Genomic DNA, 19,066 nt, shown 5'->3' on the forward strand with positions numbered 1-19,066 from the left:
AAATCTATATTTTTGAATTAAACTGAAGGTATGAAGAACATTGTTGTCTTAACGGGTGCCGGAATAAGTGCCGAAAGTGGATTAAAGACTTTTAGGGATGCGGACGGATTATGGGAAGGACATGATGTGATGGAAGTGGCAACTCCGCAAGCATTCGACAGTAACCCTGAACTGGTCTTGGAATTTTATAATCAGCGGAGAAGACAGTTGTTGACCGTTGAACCCAATGAAGCCCATAAAGCCTTGGTCAAATTGGAAGTACATTATCAAGTCCACATAGTAACCCAAAATGTGGACGACCTTCATGAAAGGGCAGGAAGTTCCAAGGTGCTGCATTTACACGGAGAACTTTTAAAAGCCAGAAGTGTGAGGAACGAATTGGATATTGTGACCCGAAAAGAAGACATATTGGTAGGGGACCTTTGTAAAAATGGATATCAACTAAGACCCCATATTGTTTGGTTTGGGGAGTCGGTTCCTATGTTGGATTTCGCTATCGAAATCACCCAAAAGGCCGATATTTTAATTATTATTGGAACCTCCATGCAGGTATATCCGGCGGCCAGTCTTATACATTTTATCAGCGAGGATACGCCTATTTATTTTATAGACCCAAAGCCTTCCATTCAAGAAAATGGGAAGGAACATCTTAAGGTAATACCCAAAACAGCCGTGGAAGGCGTCCCTACTTTGGTCGATTCCCTAATTGATAAAGCGATCTAGTATCCTTTGCCCATTTGACTACGGCCTCTATCTGGGCATCGGTAAGTTTCGCCTCTTGGTGCGTCCAGGTATACTCTTTTAGGGGCATGGACCTACGTTCCGTTTCCTCATACAGTTCTTCCAGTTTGTGGTCCTTTTTTTTGTCCGAATATGTTTCCCATTCGGAGAAATTCAATTCGGATTTTCCTTCCTCAATGTGATCTGCCAACCAAAAAGAAACAGGTGCTATATTGTTGTACCAAGGATACCTGGTATTGTTGCTATGACAATCAAAACAGGAATTTTGAAGGATGTCCCTTACTTCTTCGGGAGGGTTTGTTTCTCGTAGGAACATGGCGGTATCGTTTTCCCTGGAAATATTCTTTTCCGGTCTATAGAATTGAATGGCTATAAAAACCACCAATAATCCGATCAATATTTTTCTTATTAATTTCATGTGTCTAAATTTAATTCATCTGTTTGAAAATTTTAAACTTTGTTTTGTTGGGAGGTATTTAGTTTTCCACCATTAACTTCATTAGAGGGGTATGATTGTATGTATTCTTTTTTTATGTTTTTAAAACCATGAACCAACAGGAGCTTTACCAGTCCCTAAACTATGTGGACCATTCCAGGGATAAACGAACCGAAATGGCACAACGTGTTTTGGCGGACACAACACTAATAGCGCCCTTATTGGATATCATAAAACTAACAAAAGACCCTTTATCTTCCAAGGCTGCTTGGATCATGGAAGTAATAGCGCGTAAAAAACTGAACGCTATCGTTCCTTATCTAGATACATTTACGGAAGTTATCGGAACAGTGGAACAGGATTCCACCGTACGTCCTATTGCCAAGGTCTGTGAGTTATTGATGGAGCGTTATTTTTCAGGGAAGGATATTTACATCCTACAAAAAATAACAGAAGTACACCTTGAAAAAATCAGCACCGCCTGTTTTGATTGGCTCATTGGGGAACATAAAGTGGCCGCCAAGGCCTATTCCATGACTAGCCTTTATTTATTGGGCTCCAAATACAAGTGGATACATCCCGAATTAAAATCGGTTTTAGAGCAAAATTATGCCAATGGAAGCGCCGCCTATCAGGCAAGGGCACGGATGGTACTAAAGAAACTTACATAAATTACCAGACAGACATACTTTTGAGGGAACTAAAAAGGCCCAATTTTAGATTAAAGAACAGTTTTAAACTCCTGTACTATTCGGTATCTTTGCAATTTTCATTTAAGAATCACATACTATGGCTCTGAACGTGCTGAATGCCATCTCCCCTATTGATGGCCGATACCGAAAAAAAGTTGAAAATCTGGCCCCTTATTTTTCCGAAGAGGCACTGATCAAATATAGGGTGAGGGTGGAAATAGATTATTTTATCGCGCTTTGCGAGCTGCCGTTGCCCCAGTTATCGGATTTTGACACCGCAAAGTATTCGGTCTTACGGGATATTTATAAAAATTTTGATGCTAAGGATGCGCTGGAAATCAAGGAGATTGAAAAAACGACCAATCATGACGTTAAGGCCGTTGAATATTTTATAAAGAACGTCTTCGATAAACTTGGACTATCAAACTACAAGGAGTTTATCCACTTCGGACTCACCTCGCAGGATATCAACAATACCGCTATTCCCCTTTCCATAAAAGAGGCCATAAACGATGTATACGTACCGGAATATCTCAATGTACTTAACAAGTTGGAAGAATTATCACAGGAATGGTCAGATGTCCCCATGTTGGCGAGAACACACGGTCAACCTGCGTCCCCTACCCGATTGGGAAAGGAAATAAAGGTCTTTGCCGTACGATTGAAGGAACAGTTCAACCTCTTGAACGATATACCCAGTGCCGCTAAATTTGGTGGTGCTACCGGAAATTACAATGCGCACAAGGTCGCGTACCCAAAAATCGATTGGAAGACATTTGGGCAACAGTTCGTCCAGGAAAAATTAGGGCTTCATCATTCGTTCCCAACCACGCAAATAGAGCATTACGACCATATGGCGGCCCTGTTCGATTCCTTAAAAAGGATCAATACCATAATCTTGGATTTGGACCGCGATTTTTGGACCTATGTTTCCATGGATTATTTCAAACAAAAAATAAAGGCCGGGGAAGTAGGTTCTTCCGCAATGCCCCATAAAGTAAACCCAATCGATTTTGAGAATTCTGAAGGAAATCTGGGCATTGCCAATGCACTTTTTGAACATTTATCGGCAAAGTTACCTGTATCCCGTTTGCAACGCGATTTAACCGATAGTACAGTTTTAAGGAATGTAGGTGTGCCCTTTGCCCATACCATCATTGCATTTCTTTCCACCTTAAAAGGCCTGAACAAATTATTGCTGAACAAGGAAAAATTCGAGCAGGACCTTGAAAATAATTGGCCGGTGGTAGCGGAAGCAATACAGACCATCTTAAGAAGGGAAGGCTACCCCAATCCGTACGAGGCACTTAAGGGACTTACCAGAACCAATGAAAAAATCAATCAGGCGTCCATTGCAACCTTTATAGATACCTTGGATGTTACGGAAGAAATAAAGAACGAGCTAAAACAGATTACCCCAAGTAATTATACGGGGATATAAAAATGGGCCGATACGGTCGGCCCATTTTTTGTTATTTATTAATCTGCACTTCGTGCGGATACGGTATTTCGATTCCAGCCTTATCCAGGGCTTCCTTGGTCCCTTCAATGGTCTCAAAATACACATCCCAGTAATCTTCTGGTTTGCAATAGGGCCTAACGGCCAAATTTACGGAACTATCCGCCAATTCCTCAACGTTTACACTAGGCGCGGGATTCTCTAAAACCTTTGGGTTTGCTTTGAGCATCTCCAACAAGACTTCTTTTGTCTTTTTAATGTTTGATCCATAATCGACCCCAACAACGGTATCTACACGCATCTTACCCTCTGCGGTATAGTTGATGATATTTCCATTGGCCAAGGCCCCATTAGGCACGATTGCCAGTTTATTTTGTGGCGTTATGAGTTTGGTGGTAAAAATTTCAATTTCCTTTACGGAACCCAAAACTCCCTGTGCTTCTATCAAATCCCCAATCTTATAGGGTTTAAAGATCATGATAAGTACACCGCCAGCAAAATTGGACAACGACCCCTGTAAAGCAAGACCCACCGCCAAACCTGCAGCAGCAATTACCGCGGCCAAGCTGGTGGTTTCCACCCCCAAGGTAGATATCACGGTAATTATCAAGAAAATCCTGAGTGCCCAGGAAATTAGGTTCACTAGGAATTTTTGCAGGGACTCATCATACGTACCCTTTGCGAACATTTTTCGCACGGCCTTTATTATTTTTTTGATTACCCAAGCACCGACAATGTAGATTAAAATGGCTTTAAGAAGGGGAACTCCATAGGTCTCTACATAACCCATGATAGCTTCCATAGATAAATTTTCCATACTAGTTTTTGGTTTAGTGGTTAATATTCCTTTTTCATTATGACCCCAATATAAGCAGAAGGTCACAATTAATGTTTTGAAGAGCAACTAGTTAAAAACAGAAAGACCCGTTAAAGCCTTGGCTAGACGGGTCTTTATCCTTTAAAAATGTTTGATTTATCCTTTAAGGAAATCGCCCAGAGCACCAAGGCCTTCACCTTTGTAATCCGACTTCTGTACTGCTTGTAAAAGCTGTACAAAATGCGCCGGATTCATATCATTTCCCAAAACCCTGATTAGGGCAAAACCTTTTTCATCATTGTCACCATAAATGATTACCTCATCAATGGCATCGTCCTCGCCCAGATACCTTACGGTAGCCCTTCCAAAGTCCGTATTCATCTTCATCAACTCCGTATAAATGTTGTTTGAGAGTATGGCTTTTACCTGCTTTTTTTCAGCTTCATATTCTGGCGTATTCGTATCTGTTTTCTTGAAGGCCAGAATATTTAATTTTTTAAGTGAGTTCAATGCCGTCTTTTGGGATTCCGTTAGATTGGCCTCATCCAGCTTAAGTATGCTGGTGGGCACATCCAAATGAAGAAAATTTGGATTTTCTGTATTGTCGATGTAATATTCCTGCAAGCTTTGGGTCGAAGAGCACGCGCCCATGATGATTGCCAGAACTATCACCATAATGTTTCTTGTTCGTTTCAAACCTATCGATTTTAATTATTAAATTCAATTTTATGAAACTGGGAAAAGGTGAACTAAAAAGTCCACCTTCTACTAGTTTTTAAAATACCGGATTTATCTTCTGCCACCCGCCTTGTTCAAATCCTTGGGAAGGTCCATTTTATTGGTAAGTGAACCAATTTTATTCAGGTCGATATCTCCCGTGAGACTTACCAAAACCGTTTCCAGCTTTCGTCCATTATGTCCAATCTCCACATTTTCCATTCCAGAAACGAACATAAGCAATTCCGTTACGTGGTTTTCGTTCTTACCATTTTTTACATAGAACTTAACGTTAACGTCCTTATCCTTCACGCGCATCAATTCCTCTAGTTTGGAGCTTTTTAGATATTGCTTCACGGTTTTGGACATATCCAATGAAACGCCTTCGTCCTCGGTCATAAAGACCTTTACTCCCTGAAGCCCTTTAGCGACCTCAACAAACTCCTTTGCTTCTTCGTCGTCATCCAATGCCCCAATTTTGGAAACCAAATCGATCATGCCTTTGTTTACGATGACCGAACCTACATGGTCCATATCCTCGTATTTGTCAAAAATGGACTGTGAAAAACCCAATGACGGTAAAATGGCTACTAATACTACTACTGCTAATTTTCTCATGACTGTTGTTTTTTGTCCCGATGGCAATCGGGAGATTAATGATTAATGATTGATGATATTTATTTGATATTAATTACTTTTTTTGCTGGCCTTGCCCAATTGGTCTCCACCTGGCAGATCCATTTTATCGGTAAGTTTTGAAACCGACCTGAGATTGATATCCCCTGTCAAGGAAAGCAAAACCGTTTCCAATTTTTTCCCGTTGATGTCTATATCCATATCCTTTATACCGGTCACGAACATCAACAATTCCTTTACATGGTCATCGTCCTTTCCTTCCTTTACATAGAACTTTACATTGCTGTCACCGTCCCGTACACGCATAAGCTCTTCAAAAGTGGAACTCTTCAATCTATTTGCTACCCAGCTATCCACATCCTTGGAAATAGCAGCATCGTCCGTGGTGATTACCTTAAAACTGGTAATGGAGTTAACAAGTTCAAAAAATTCCTTGGCTTCTGGATCATCTGAGTTTACACTCATTTTCCCAAGCATCTGGAACATTTTTGGCTGCATGGCCACAAAGGTGACCTTGTCATTGTCCTCGTACTTGTCAAAAATATCCTGGGCAGTGGTAAAAAAAGGCGCCAAGACCAAGATTCCTATAAATAATAGCTTTTTCATCTGTTTATTTTTATTGTTTGTAATAGGTCATATGCAATTCGCCAATAACTATCTCAGTGGGTATAAAGAATTGTTATGGCTCATTTCATATTTTTTTGTTTAATCATTTTATTTGTTAAAACTTAAGCTAATTGGTTTAAAAATTTATCCGTATCGTTACTACTCTTTCGTTAAGAATTTATTCGTATTCTTTTGAAATTCCTCCAAGTGGTACAGTTGCTCCGTTCCCTTGTTAAAATTTATCGCCAATAAGGCCAGGGCTTCCTGTGCAGAGGCTATTTCCTCTGGTGTAAACTCTTCTGCCAAGGTTACAGGCTTGGGCGTTGAATTATAAAAATATACCCCTATGGTAAAAACAGCCACCGCAGCCACGGATACCCATTTATACAAAGTTCGGAAACTTCCTTTGGGCGTTTTGGTCAATGCCAATTTTTTTGTGTAACGCTCTTCCTTGGCAACCGCAAAATATTGGAACATTGGTGCATATTGCTCTAAATGTGCAGGTATGTCTTCCCTTGAAAAATAGTCCCTTAGGCTTTCCTCCTCGGCAACGGTAGTGGTAGCATCAAAATACTTTTCCACCAATTTTTCCACTTTATCCAATTCCATAACTATGTTTTTGTATTAATCTTTCCCTAACTGTTTTTCTGGCCCTTGAAAGTGCGACACGAACTGCGGTCGGTTTCATTCCCAAAAGCTCCTCTATTTCCTCATATTCGTATTGTTCCACATCCCTCAATTGAAGTACCATCTTTTGTTGTTCCGGCAATTCATCCATTATCTTTTCAACCCAACTTAGACTATCCCTCGCCTCTACCTGTTTTTGAAGGGAAGTGCTTCCCTCATCCCCGTAATTGCTATGTACCAGTTTCAAATTGCTAGCCTGTTTTGATTTCAATCGGTCCAAACAAAAATTCTTGGTCATGGTCATGGCGAATGCCTCTACGTTATTATATGATTCAATCGACTTCTTCTTGGTCCATAATTTCAGCAAAATCTCCTGTGTGGCATCTTCAGCTTCCTCACTGGATACCAATAGTCGCTTTGCCAAACGGTATAACTTATCCTTAAAGGGCATAACCACATTTAAAAACTCAGCTTGTTTCATTTTAGGTTTTGTTGCTCAAAATACCTTGTTAAGGCATTCTATAGGGAAGACGACAATCAACGATTTTTGTTACAATTAATTTTTTATTCGGGCTTGTGTAAGTAAATTTAACATCTATATCTATGGATTTTACGTAACTATAAAAAATGCTAAAGGAACATTAACCCCGCAATTGGTATGGAAATTGCTGCGTTATAATAAAATTGCTATGAAAAAATACATTTTGTTTTTATTGTTTGTTGGGATACTTACAGAATCCTGTAAAAAAAATGACGACGCTCCGGTCATTAAAGAAGAACAGGAAGAAATAGTTGAAGAGGAAGTAGTTGAAGAGGAAATCGATATACAGGTACAGAATTTCATGTGGCAGACATTGAATGCCTATTATTTCTGGCAAGCCGATGTTCCCGTATTAGCGGATAACCGATTTTCCACCCAAGTTGAATACGAATCTTATTTAAGGTCACATCCCAATCCCGAAAACTTCTTATTGAATGAGCTTCTTTTTTCCGAGGATCGCTTTACCTTTTACAGTGATGATTATAAGGAACTGACAAATTTTCTTTCTGGAATTTCCAAAAGTAACGGTCTTGAATTCGGACTTTCCAGAATTGGTAGTTCAGATGATGTCTTTGGATTTGTGGAATATGTCATCAAAGATTCCGATGCTTCTACAAAGGACATCAAAAGGGGCGATTTCTTTATTGGCGTTAATGGAACCGAACTTACTGTAAACAACTATATCGATTTATTGTTTGGAGAAAACGATACCTATATACTTAATATGGCAACTATCGAAAACAATACCATCAGTCCAAACGGTAAGGAGGTAACATTAACCAAACAAGAGGGTTTGGTGGAAGACCCAATTTTAGTAAACTCAGTTCTCAATATTGGGGATAAGAGAATTGGCTATTTAATGTATAATTCCTTCACGCCAGGCTCCGGAGAAGCTTTGAACAATGTTTTTGCCGATTTTAAAGGTCAAAATGTAACGGATCTTGTTTTGGATTTGAGGTATAATTCCGGCGGTAGGGGAACAACGGCACAAATTCTGGCAAGTCTTATCTATGGTACCAATACAAGCGACTTGATTTTTAGGACAAGGTACAATGATAAAGTCCAAGCCTTATTTGAGCCCGGCGAACTTGATAATAATTTTGTCGCTACTACGGGAACTGACAATGGAAATTCGAATGCTGCCTTGAACACGTTGAACTTGAATACTGTATACATATTGGCTACGGATGCCTCAGCTTCGGCGAGTGAATTGGTCATGGTAGGTTTGGAACCTTACATGAACGTAATACACATAGGTACTACCACTGTTGGTAAAAACCAAGGCTCCATAACTTTTGTGGATGATCCAGAAAATGGAAACTTTTATGATTCTGAACGTGAGGACCAAATCAACCCGGAAAATCAATGGGGATTACAGCCTATAGTTAGCAGAGTAGAAAATAGTGCCGGTTTTTCGGATTATGCGGATGGATTGGTCCCGGATATTGAATTGGAAGAGGATGTCACCAACTTAGGTACTTTAGGGGACGTCAACGAACCTTTGTTGGCACGGGCCATTCAAGAAATTACGGGCATTAGTGCCAAAAGAAGTTTTGAAGTAAACATGCCAGTAAATCTGGTTTCCAGTTCCAAACTGTATGATGAACGCAATATGGCCTTAATCCTCAATGGTTTGAACGTTGGTTCTAAAAACATCTTGAAGGAAATAAAATAAGCTATACCGAGTTCTACCTAGTATGAATATCAAAAGTCTTTTGCCCTTAGTTTTTGTCCTGGTCGTTTTTTCCTGTTCCAAGGACGATGAATTATCCGTCCCAAAAACAGTGGATCCACTGCCATCTTCCAATGTTCCCGTACAGAACTTTATGTGGAAGGCCATGAATTTTTGGTACTTCTGGCAGTCCAATGTGCCCGATTTGGCGGATAACCGTTTTCAGGATTCTGAAAGTTATACGGAGTTTTTACAATCCGTGGAGGAGCCCGGGGCCTTTTTCGACAGTAAATTGCTTTATATAGAGGATAGGTTCAGTTTTTATAATTCCGATTACCGGGAACTGACCAATTCCTTGGCCGGGATTTCCAGAAGCAATGGGCTTGAATTTGGACTGGTCAGAAAAGCCAATAGTGAAGAGGTTTTTGGTTATGTTCGATATATAATACCAAATTCCGATGCCGCTACCAAGGATATTGAACGTGGCGACCTGTTTACCGGTGTCAATGGTACCACCTTGACCATCAATAATTTCCAGAATTTACTTTTTGGTGCCAATAACACGTATGTACTGAACATGGCCGATTTTTCGAACGGGGATGTCATACAGAATGAGAGGGAGGTCTCCCTTACCAAGGAGGAAGCTTTGGCGGAAAATCCGGTTTTCATTTCAAAATCCTTTGAAGTAAACGGCATTACCATAGGGTATCTCATGTACAACCAATTTACAAACGAATACGATGATGACCTCTATGATGCAGTTTTGGGACTCAAGAATCTAGGCATTACGGAATTGGTCGTTGACCTACGCTACAATCCCGGCGGATCCGTGAATACCACTAGAATACTGGCCAGTATGATCTATGATACCAATACGGACAATCTATTCCTACGAAAGCGCTACAACGATAAAATCCAGGACCAATTATCGGAAAGTCAGCTAGAGGTCTATTTTACGGATAGGGTGGGTAGCAAAACCATAGAACCTTTGGGACTTCACAAATTGTACGTGCTAACTTCGGCGAGTTCGGCTTCTGCCAGTGAATTGCTCATCAATAGTCTGGAACCTTACATCGATGTCGTAATCATTGGAGATGTCACCCGTGGGAAAAATGAATTCTCCACAACCCTTGTGGACGACCGTGAAAATTCCTACCTCTATACACCTTCCAGGGTCAATAAAATAAATCCCGATAATCAATGGGCCATACAGCCACTTTTAGGGAGAAATGAAAATGCGGATGGCTTCTTTGACTATACGGATGGATTGGTCCCAGATATCCAACTAAAAGAGGATTACGGTAATCTAGGCATTTTGGGGGACCTCAACGAACCCTTGCTGGCACGGGCCATCCAAGAAATTACAGGAGCTGCGGGTAAAAGGGACTTTACGGTAGAAAACCCCATCGAGATATTTTCCAGTTCCAAAATGTACGGTCCGTTCAAGGACAAAATGATCGATGATACCCTATATGAATTGGATTTGTCCTTAAATTAATACCATTCCAAAAAATAGTGGGCGACCTTAACGGTCGCCTTTTTTGTAATTAAACCCGGAATATGTATTAGGGGAGCGTCGTGAAGGTAAAAAGCGCAATAAAATAAAGTGGTTTGGAAATTTTAACATAGCACCGCTATATTGAAATTGAAAACATAGCATAGCGTTTTATTTTGAAGCGATTTTTAGCTGTAACAGCTTTTCTAGTGCATAATCCGGGTTAAAGTGTCAATCGCATCCCTATCCTAAAATTTCTCCCTCTAGTAGTATAGTTTAATAGTTCCACATAATCCTCATTAAGTACATTATCCAAGGAGGCAGACAATTGAACATGTTCACTGATCCGATGCTGGGCAGTTACATTCAAAAGTCCATAAGCAGCTAAATCTACATCCATAAACGTGTTGAAATCGGTGTCCAGCCGTTCGGACAGGTGTTGGTAGTTTACAGAAACATAGGTTGCCTGGTTAAAAGTATATCCAAGTTGGGCATTCCATTTATGTTTTGGTATCCTCAAGGCAATATCGGTATTCAAATTGGTAAACGTATAATTGGCATTTAATTGCAAATCGTTTAACAACACCGCGGAAACTTCCACTTCTACCCCATCTACCCTATTCGTTCCTTTTCTGTTCTGATACCGACTTTCAAAGTTATCCGGGTCAATCACTACATACTCGATTCTTTCCTTTTCCAACCGGTTAAAATAAAGGGTATTGAACCTAAAATTCTGTGAAAGTCTTATTTCCATACCACCCTCCAACGTCGAGTTTTCTTCAGGGCGCAAATCGGTATTGGCCCCAAAAGGACCGTATAATTGGGACAAATTTGGGGCGATGTATGAAGTGGCAAAAGAACCCAAAAACTTCAAATAGCCCTGATCCCATTTAATACGATACGACGGATTTATATTGTAGATCCAATGTGCGCCATACTCGTTGTGGTTGTTCCATCGGGCACCGGTGTTTACGTTCAAACCAAAATCGCTCACATATACCAAATTGAAATACGGATCTAGGTTCCTTGAAGAAACCTTCTTGGTAAATACCGTCTTCCCCTCCACCAAATTCAGACCAACAATTGTATAGAAGCACTTGTTAAAGGTGTATTTGTTGAATACATCCAGTACGAAGGATTCGGAATCAAAGAAATTGGGAAAATCCGAGACAAATTCCCTTGTGATTTGATTGAAGGCTGTATTCAAATGCAAACTCCCCTTGGCATAGGTGTAAGTATTTGCCAAACCGAATCGGGATTGTTCGCTATTAAAATGAAAATCGGCATCTTCAATAGGATATCCATTATCATAGTCGGATCGCAATTTATTGTAGAAGGCCGATGCTTCCGAGGTAAAATTTTCGGAAAAACGGTATCCGACTTTAATATTCCCATCGATCCTCGAAAAAACATCGGCTTCCTCTCCAAGGGCGGCCGATAGACCATCGGTAAATTGATGTCCTCCCGATGCCAAAAACGTTAGTCCCTTATTTTTCCCGGAAATGGTCACGTTGTTGGAGATATCTGAAAGCGAATTGTTTCGATGCGTTTGGGATTGGTTCGTTCCCCAATTAGAAACGACCTCCAAGTTCATTCCATTTTCTTCTGATTGTTTTGTGGTAATATTGATGACGGCCGTGGCCGCTGAATTCCCATACAGGGTACTGGCAGCACCCTTCACGATTTCAATATTTTCTATCTGTGAAAGATTCAGTAAGCGCAGATCATACTCCGCATTTACGTTGGAAGGATCCGAGACTTGAATACCATCAATAATCACCAACACCTGTCGATTGTTGCCGCCCCTGGCAAATACCGAAAGGTTTTGTCCGGCAAAACTTCGGGTTCCATTGATCTCCAGTCCGCTTTTGGTGTTGATGACTTCGGCAACGGAACGGCCTTGATTTCTTTCCAATTCGGTCTTGGGAATTTTAATGACCGTTTTTCCCGAGTTTTCCCGTTTTAAGGAAAAACGAGAATCGCTTACGACTACTTCGTCCAAAACGTGTAATTGAACGGAGTCCTTGTTCCCTTGATCAATGCCAAGGGCCTGCCCATCTTGGGCAATCGCCTTGGTGCACAGCAACGCCATGGCACCAAAACCTACCAAATTTTTGTACATTCTTTAATCTCTTGTTCGAGCGAATAGTATGTCTGTCCCCATACGTAAACCTTTATCCCGAAAGTTTAACAATAGTTGTTTGAATCTGGCAGGTCTCCTGACTTGCATCGTATCGAGTACCTTCCCGTTCCAGAATTCTTGGGAACAGTGGTTTTGTAGATTTCGATACGTACCGAATGCATCGGCGTAGCTTACAGTTGCGGGAACAGTTCCGGATTTACACCGGATTCCCTTTTAATCAATAGTCGGCATAAAGCAAACCATTGAACCAAATTTCGGGACGAAAGTAATACTAATTTATTTATTCGCGCCTTTTCTTTCCCATTTTAATCGCCAACCAAATAAAACCGATAATGAAGTGCAGCAGGATAATACCCGCAATGACGTAGATAAGGGTGTTTGAAGATCCTCGCATGACCGAAATTTTGACCAAAGCTACAAACTACGGTAGCAATAGAAAGTGACTTTTGTTACCTTGCAGCGATATTGCAACTGAAAAATCAATGCCGCATTGAAGTACACTAGGGTAATTTACATTTTGGTTCTGCTAGGGGTTTGGAGTTGTAAGGAAACGCCCAAAACAGCTGATAAAACAACGGATTACACAGTAGTTCCCATTGAATATGCTAGGGGTTTTTCCATTGAAAAATCAGATACTGGGATTACCATACTTAAAATTACCTCACCTTGGCCCAATGCTGAAAAGGCTTTTACCTATGCCCTTGTCCCCAAGGAAAAATTGCCCACCATTACTTTGGATACGGATGCGTATGATGCTATCATCGGCACTCCGGTTGAAAGCATCGTCGTCACCTCCACGACGCATATTCCCGCACTGGAATCTTTGGGCGTTTTGGATAAACTCATCGGCTTTCCGGATACGGATTACATATCCTCAAAACGTGCCAGAATGCTAATCGAGACCGGGAAAATCAAGGAATTGGGTAGCAACGAATCCTTGAATTCCGAAATGGTGTTGGCACTCAGACCCGAGTTGGTCGTAGGTTTTAGTATAAATGCAGAAAATAGTACATACAGTATCCTTGAACAGTCCCATATTCCCGTCGTTTACAACGGCGATTGGACCGAGGAAAGTCCGATGGGAAAAGCGGAATGGATCAAGTTCTTTGCGCCTTTTTTTGAGAAGGAAATGGAGGCCGACCGGATTTTTAAAGAAATTGCGAAAGAATATACCGATGCCGTAGCAATTGCTAAAAAGGCCAATACCGCGCCCACCGTTTTAAGCGGTGCCATGTACAAGGATGTCTGGTATTTACCGGGTGGGGAAAGTTGGGCCGCCCAATTTTTAAGGGACGCCAATGCAAACTATCTTTGGGCCGATACTCCAGAAACTGGCAGTCTTTCCCTGAGTTGGGAACATGTTTTGGAAAAAGGACAAAATGCCGATTTCTGGATCGCGCCTGCCCAATTCACCAGTTATATGCAAATGAAGAATGCCAGTACACATTACACCCAGTTCGACGCTTTTCAAAAAAAGAAAATATATACTTTTTCCAAAACTAAGGGTGCCACGGGCGGAGTCCTTTATTATGAGCTGGCACCCCAAAGACCGGACCTTGTACTAAAAGACCTTATCCATATTTTACATCCTGAGGTTTTACCAGAATACGAACCGTTTTTCTTTACCCCCCTGGAATAAGTTGAGTCCGTCAAAAACATATAGGTTTCACTTCTTATTATTGGTTTGCATACTTTTCGTGTGCTTTGTGGTCAACATCAGTTTAGGCTCCGTAGCTATTTCCTTTTCAGACACTCTAAAAACCCTTTTTGGTTTAAAAATTGATAATCAATCCTGGGAATATATCATTTGGAACTATAGGGTACCTAAGGCTTTTACGGCTGTTTTAGCCGGAGCCGGACTCGCCTTGAGTGGATTGCTCATGCAAACCTTGTTTAGAAATCCGTTAGCAGGCCCTTTTGTCTTGGGTATAAGCTCAGGGGCCAGTTTGGGTGCCGCCATCCTCATAATGGGAATTACTATATTTTCTGGGGTGCTATCCGCCACGTTTATAAATGATGCTTCCTTGGCCATAGCCTCCAGTTTGGGCAGTTTTTTGGTGCTTTTCTTGGTCATTGGAGTAGCGACCCGTGTAAAGGATACCATGGCTTTATTGATTATTGGATTGATGTTTGGCAGTATTACCACAGCGGTTGTAAGCGTGCTTTCTTACTTTACGGATTCGGAAAAACTACAACAGTATGTTTTTTGGACTTTTGGGAGTGTGGGTGGCCTTTCATGGCCGCAATTGGGTATTTTAAGTGCGATGATCCTTGTGGGAATCCTATTGAGCATAGGAAGCATTAAATCCTTGAACGGATATTTATTGGGGGAAAATTATGCCCAAAGTCTAGGTGTGAACCTTAGAACATCCCGCTATTTGATTATCATAGCAACCGGAATATTGGCAGGAAGTATTACGGCATTCGCAGGTCCCATTGCCTTCATCGGTCTGGCCGTGCCCCATTTGACCCGGCAAATTTTTGACACTACGGACCATAAAATATTGGTTCCAGCGGTACTGATCTACGGTAGTTGCATTTTATTACTTTGTGACATAATCGCGCAGTTGCCCGGTCAGGCAGCCGTGTTGCCCATAAATGCCATAACCAGCATCATAGGTGCGCCGGTAGTCATTTGGCTTTTAGTACGAAAAAGAAAGATGATTTTTTAAGTAAGGAAGGATATCAAAAAGACAAAGGAAACAAACAGCGTTTTAGAAGTCAGGGATGTATCGGTGGGGTATCCCAATAAATTGGTATGCAAAAATATTAGCTTTTCGGTCGGTATTGGTAAATGCACGGCCATTGTTGGGGTAAATGGTATTGGGAAGTCGACCTTATTGAGAACCCTAGGAAAATTGCAACCACTCTTGGGAGGGAGCATTTGTATCGATGGCACTTCCATTGGGGAGATGAAGCCCCATCAATTCGCAAAAAGAACCAGTGTCGTCCTAACGGAACCGGTGGCCTCCAAAAACCTGACCGTACAGGAATTGGTCGCCTTGGGTAGGCAACCCTACACAAATTGGCTCGGTAATTTGACCCCTTACGATAGGAAAAAAGTGGGTGAGGCCTTGGATGTTTTGGAACTGAACGATCTGGGGGATAAAAAATGCTTTGAATTGAGCGACGGACAATTACAGCGTGTCCTTATAGCCAGGGCCTTGGCCCAGGACACCGATATTATCTTGCTGGACGAACCCACCACGCATTTGGACCTATTTCATAAGGTCAAAATTCTAAAACTGCTGAAATCTATTGCACATCATACCAATAAAACGCTTGTGTTTACGACACATGAAATTGAGATGGCCATACAGCTTTGTGATACGATGTTGATTTTGGACGGAAACGAAAATCGGTTTGACCAACCTTGCAAACTAATTGAAAATAAGGCGTTTGAACGATTGTTTCCTACAGAAACCGTTCAATTTGATGCAGCTACGGGCACTTTTCGAATTCAGAAGTAACCTGTATCTTTACTCGAGTATTCAATAACGATGAACGAGACATTACTTTATATCATCATAGCAATCCTTTCCTTGGGAATTGGCTTTTTTTTGGGGCACTATATCCAAAATTTAAAGACCAAGTCCAGCCATAGTAAACTGGAAGAAGAAAACAGGCAATTGGAGCTTGCAAGGACCCAAATCGAAAATAAGAACCTGACCCTAGAGAACGAGCGTGAGGAACTCCGGTCAGAAAAAGAGCGGTTGGGCAATCAGATTGTGCGCTACCAGGCAGATTTGGAAAACCTCCAATTGAAGAATCAGGAGCAGAAAGAGGAAGTCGAAAAACTTCAGGAGAAATTCACCAAGGAGTTCGAGAATTTGGCCAATAAAATCTTGGAGGAGAAAAGCCTAAAGTTCACGGAGCGCAACGAAAAGAATATCCGGAACATTCTTCTTCCGCTAAACGAAAAAATACAACTGTTCGAAAAAAAGGTGGAGGAAAGTCAGAAGGAAAATATCAGTATCCATTCGGCTTTAAAAGAGCAATTACTGAACCTGCAGACCCAAAACCTGAAAATCACCCAAGAAGCGGAAAACCTTACCAAAGCCCTTAAAGGGGACAGTAAAATGCAGGGGAACTGGGGCGAATTGGTATTGGAGCGCGTACTGGAGAAATCCGGTTTGGAAAAGGACCGGGAATACAGTGTACAGCAGAGTTTTACACGCGAAGACGGATCCAGGGTAATGCCCGATGTTATCATCAACCTCCCGGATGGTAAAAAAATGATCGTGGATTCCAAGGTATCCCTGACCGATTATGAGCGTTATATCAATGCCGAGGAGGAATTTCAGGAAAAATTTCTGAAGGATCATATCAATTCGCTCCGTAGGCATGTGGACCAGTTGTCCGCCAAGAAATATGAGGATCTCTATGAAATGGAGAGTCCGGATTTCGTCCTTATGTTCGTGCCCATTGAACCGGCCTTCGCCATTGCCATAAACAACGACAACACTTTGTACAACAAGGCTTTTGAACAAAATATCGTCATTGTGACACCATCGACCCTGTTGGCAACCCTACGCACCATAGACAGCATGTGGAACAACGAAAAGCAACAAAGAAATGCGATAGAGATTGCCAAACAGGCAGGCGCCTTATATGATAAATTCGAGGGATTTGTGTCCGATCTTACGAAAGTGGGCAAAAAGATGGACGAGGCAAAAACGGAATACAAGGGCGCCATGAACAAATTGTTCGAGGGTCGCGGTAATATCATTACGAGTATTGAGAAATTGAAAAAAATGGGCGCCAAGGCCAAAAAATCGCTTCCTGAACCCATTCTCAAAAGGGCCAAAGAAGATGATTTTGAGGAAGAACAGGAACCTAGGTTAAATCTATAATTATATGAAGCGAATATTATTCCTCTTTCTTGGCGGTTGTGCGGTGCTGCTTGCCTTGATCTATGCCTTTATCTACTTCGTTCCCTACAGTGAGGGCGTGCGCTCTGGGGAACTTATAAAAATCAGTAATAAGGGTGTTTTGGTAAAAACTTGGGAGGGTGAAATAAGCCAAGGGATTTCCGGGGCGCAGATTTTTGCTTTTTCCGTATTGGATAAGGACAAGGAGGTCATTGAAAAACTGAAGGAATACCAAGGTCAGTACGTAAAAGTCAACTACACGGAGCGCTATGCTACCTTCTTTTGGTTGGGCGATACCAAATACTTTATAACCCAGGTCGAACAGGAGCAATCCCCACATTTTAGAAACTAATGCAAGAATTTAAAACTGTAAAGAATTCCCAAGTTTCGATTACGGAGCTCATGCTGCCATCCCACTCCAATTTTGGCGGAAAAGTACATGGTGGCCACATACTGAACTTAATGGATCAAATTGCCTTTGCCTGCGCGTCCAAACATTCACAACGCTATTGCGTGACGGCTTCGGTAAATCGGGTGGATTTTTTGAATCCTATAGAGGTTGGGGAATTGGTTACTCTTAGGGCATCTATCAATTATACGGGGAGAACCTCAATGGTGGTGGGCGTTCGGGTAGATTCCGAAAATATCACCACGGGAAAGAAACGGCATTGCAATTCCTCCTATTTTACCATGGTGGCCAAGGATGAAAATGGGAATAGTGTTCCCGTACCTGGTTTGATCGTGACGGACAAGCAAGGTGTCCGACGATTCGCCCGAAGCAAATACCGCAAACTGGAGGCCAAGGAACGGGATACCAAGTTTGAATCCTATAATTTTAAGGCCGACCCATATTTAGCGGAACTACAAAACGAAAACTGCAAATTGGAACTAGGTTCCTAAGAAATTTCCGAAGCTGCATCTTCGTCTAAAAACCATACCAATTCATTAGAACTTGGGTTTACCAAGGATGCTGGATATGCTTCGTATCCCGATTCCCGTTGGGTAATTATCCTCACTTTTTCAGATTTTCCAGCCCCGGTTACCAAAAAAGCCACTGTTTTTGCGTGGTTGATGATTTTTCCGGTAATGGTTACCCTACGCTGCCCGGAATCCGGATGAATCGCGACTTCACAATTCATATCGGAATCCCATAATTGGATTTCATGGGGAAAAATGGAGGCCGTATGTCCGTCATCACCCATACCCAAAATGACCAAATCAAATTGAGGTATGCCGTCAACATGAGGAAGTTTCGCATCGAGTAATTTCGAATAGCGTAGTGCTTCTTCCTTAGGATCATCCTCGCCCTTGATGCGGTGGATATTTGCTTCCGGTAGTTCTATTTTGGACAATAAATACTCAAACGTCATCTTATAATTACTTTCAGCATCCGTTGGAGGTACACAACGCTCATCGCCCCAATAGAAGTGAACCTTTGCCCAATCGATTTTATCCTTAAAGGAAGAAACCAAGACATCGAACACTATTTTGGGCGTACTTCCTCCGGATAAGGCGATATGGACTACATCCCGTCCTTCCATAAAATTGGCCAAGAATTTCGAGAATTCAAGGGCTACTTTCGTTTTATCGGTATATATTTTTATATCCATAGT

The 19,066-nt window shown here is 41.6% G+C and carries 20 protein-coding genes and 1 riboswitch; of the genes, 11 read left to right on the plus strand and 9 right to left on the minus strand.

All coding sequences use genetic code 11. The features are described 5' to 3' along the window. Positions 1–30: 30 nt before the first annotated feature. Positions 31–723, plus strand: a complete 693-nt coding sequence (locus tag ACZ41C_RS00225; RefSeq protein WP_464563453.1) for an SIR2 family NAD-dependent protein deacylase — start codon at positions 31–33, stop codon at positions 721–723. On the opposite strand, the gene ACZ41C_RS00230 is transcribed toward ACZ41C_RS00225, so the two are convergent. Next, a complete protein-coding gene (locus ACZ41C_RS00230) occupies positions 686–1,159 on the minus strand; it encodes a heme-binding domain-containing protein (RefSeq protein WP_464563455.1) in 474 nt (157 codons plus the stop codon). The genes ACZ41C_RS00225 and ACZ41C_RS00230 overlap by 38 nt on opposite strands. Before the next feature lie 128 nt (positions 1,160–1,287). Here ACZ41C_RS00230 and ACZ41C_RS00235 point away from each other — a divergent pair, with 128 nt between their 5' ends. Beyond that, on the plus strand, positions 1,288–1,848 hold the full coding sequence (locus ACZ41C_RS00235; protein WP_138258942.1) for an adenylosuccinate lyase: 561 nt from the start codon (positions 1,288–1,290) through the stop codon (positions 1,846–1,848). 118 nt (positions 1,849–1,966) lie between these two features. Continuing rightward, complete coding sequence (gene purB / locus ACZ41C_RS00240; RefSeq protein WP_138258943.1) at positions 1,967–3,310, plus strand: adenylosuccinate lyase; 1,344 nt, start codon at positions 1,967–1,969, stop codon at positions 3,308–3,310. A gap of 31 nt (positions 3,311–3,341) precedes the next feature. Here the strand turns inward: purB and ACZ41C_RS00245 are convergent, their stop codons facing one another. From ACZ41C_RS00245 to ACZ41C_RS00270, 6 genes are all read right to left on the minus strand, one after another. Continuing rightward, a complete protein-coding gene (locus ACZ41C_RS00245) occupies positions 3,342–4,145 on the minus strand; it encodes a mechanosensitive ion channel family protein (RefSeq protein ID WP_464563457.1) in 804 nt (267 codons plus the stop codon). Positions 4,146–4,301: 156 nt separating this feature from the next. After that, positions 4,302–4,841, minus strand: a complete 540-nt coding sequence (locus ACZ41C_RS00250) for a DUF4252 domain-containing protein (RefSeq protein ID WP_240042753.1) — start codon at positions 4,839–4,841, stop codon at positions 4,302–4,304. 93 nt (positions 4,842–4,934) lie between these two features. Then, positions 4,935–5,480, minus strand: coding sequence for a DUF4252 domain-containing protein (locus tag ACZ41C_RS00255; protein WP_138258945.1), 546 nt, complete (start codon positions 5,478–5,480; stop codon positions 4,935–4,937). Positions 5,481–5,549: 69 nt separating this feature from the next. Beyond that, positions 5,550–6,104, minus strand: a complete 555-nt coding sequence (locus ACZ41C_RS00260; protein ID WP_138258946.1) for a DUF4252 domain-containing protein — start codon at positions 6,102–6,104, stop codon at positions 5,550–5,552. Between the two features lie 159 nt (positions 6,105–6,263). Beyond that, positions 6,264–6,713, minus strand: coding sequence for a hypothetical protein (locus ACZ41C_RS00265; protein WP_138258947.1), 450 nt, complete (start codon positions 6,711–6,713; stop codon positions 6,264–6,266). Beyond that, positions 6,700–7,212: an RNA polymerase sigma factor gene (locus ACZ41C_RS00270; RefSeq protein ID WP_138258948.1), complete on the minus strand. Its 513-nt coding sequence runs from the start codon at positions 7,210–7,212 to the stop codon at positions 6,700–6,702. Before ACZ41C_RS00270 ends, ACZ41C_RS00265 begins: the two co-directional genes overlap by 14 nt. A 208-nt stretch (positions 7,213–7,420) precedes the next feature. Between ACZ41C_RS00270 and ACZ41C_RS00275 the strand changes: the two genes are divergently transcribed. Next, entirely contained in the window at positions 7,421–8,947 is a 1,527-nt protein-coding gene (locus ACZ41C_RS00275; protein ID WP_464563460.1) for a S41 family peptidase, read from the plus strand. A 40-nt stretch (positions 8,948–8,987) separates the two neighbouring features. Then, a complete protein-coding gene (locus ACZ41C_RS00280; protein WP_464563462.1) occupies positions 8,988–10,442 on the plus strand; it encodes a S41 family peptidase in 1,455 nt (484 codons plus the stop codon). A 220-nt stretch (positions 10,443–10,662) separates the two neighbouring features. Here ACZ41C_RS00280 and ACZ41C_RS00285 read toward each other — a convergent pair whose 3' ends face one another. Continuing rightward, positions 10,663–12,561: a TonB-dependent receptor plug domain-containing protein gene (locus tag ACZ41C_RS00285; RefSeq protein WP_464563464.1), complete on the minus strand. Its 1,899-nt coding sequence runs from the start codon at positions 12,559–12,561 to the stop codon at positions 10,663–10,665. 70 nt (positions 12,562–12,631) lie between these two features. After that, positions 12,632–12,849: riboswitch (cobalamin riboswitch) on the minus strand. 223 nt (positions 12,850–13,072) lie between these two features. On the opposite strand from ACZ41C_RS00285, the gene ACZ41C_RS00290 reads away from it, so the two are divergent. The 6 genes from ACZ41C_RS00290 (at position 13,073) to ACZ41C_RS00315 (ending at position 18,353) form a co-directional block, all read left to right on the plus strand. Beyond that, entirely contained in the window at positions 13,073–14,221 is a 1,149-nt protein-coding gene (locus tag ACZ41C_RS00290) for an ABC transporter substrate-binding protein (RefSeq protein WP_464563466.1), read from the plus strand. A 1-nt stretch (position 14,222) separates the two neighbouring features. Further along, a complete protein-coding gene (locus ACZ41C_RS00295) occupies positions 14,223–15,254 on the plus strand; it encodes a FecCD family ABC transporter permease (RefSeq protein ID WP_138258953.1) in 1,032 nt (343 codons plus the stop codon). A gap of 81 nt (positions 15,255–15,335) precedes the next feature. Further along, on the plus strand, positions 15,336–16,052 hold the full coding sequence (locus ACZ41C_RS00300; protein WP_246160885.1) for an ABC transporter ATP-binding protein: 717 nt from the start codon (positions 15,336–15,338) through the stop codon (positions 16,050–16,052). A 30-nt stretch (positions 16,053–16,082) separates the two neighbouring features. Continuing rightward, positions 16,083–17,435 (plus strand): DNA recombination protein RmuC, encoded by a 1,353-nt coding sequence (locus ACZ41C_RS00305; protein WP_138258955.1) that lies wholly within the window; start codon positions 16,083–16,085, stop codon positions 17,433–17,435. A 4-nt stretch (positions 17,436–17,439) separates the two neighbouring features. Next, positions 17,440–17,805 carry a 6-phosphogluconate dehydrogenase gene (locus tag ACZ41C_RS00310; protein WP_138258956.1) on the plus strand — a complete coding sequence of 122 codons (366 nt, stop codon included), beginning with the start codon at positions 17,440–17,442 and terminating at the stop codon, positions 17,803–17,805. Beyond that, on the plus strand, positions 17,805–18,353 hold the full coding sequence (locus tag ACZ41C_RS00315) for an acyl-CoA thioesterase (RefSeq protein ID WP_464563469.1): 549 nt from the start codon (positions 17,805–17,807) through the stop codon (positions 18,351–18,353). Before ACZ41C_RS00310 ends, ACZ41C_RS00315 begins: the two co-directional genes overlap by 1 nt. On the opposite strand, the gene pgl is transcribed toward ACZ41C_RS00315, so the two are convergent. Next, positions 18,350–19,063 carry a 6-phosphogluconolactonase gene (pgl, locus tag ACZ41C_RS00320; RefSeq protein ID WP_464563471.1) on the minus strand — a complete coding sequence of 238 codons (714 nt, stop codon included), beginning with the start codon at positions 19,061–19,063 and terminating at the stop codon, positions 18,350–18,352. The two genes, ACZ41C_RS00315 and pgl, sit on opposite strands and share 4 nt — an antisense overlap. Between the last annotated feature and the right edge of the window lie 3 nt (positions 19,064–19,066).

Source organism: Maribacter sp. C-4077 (genome assembly GCF_055378385.1).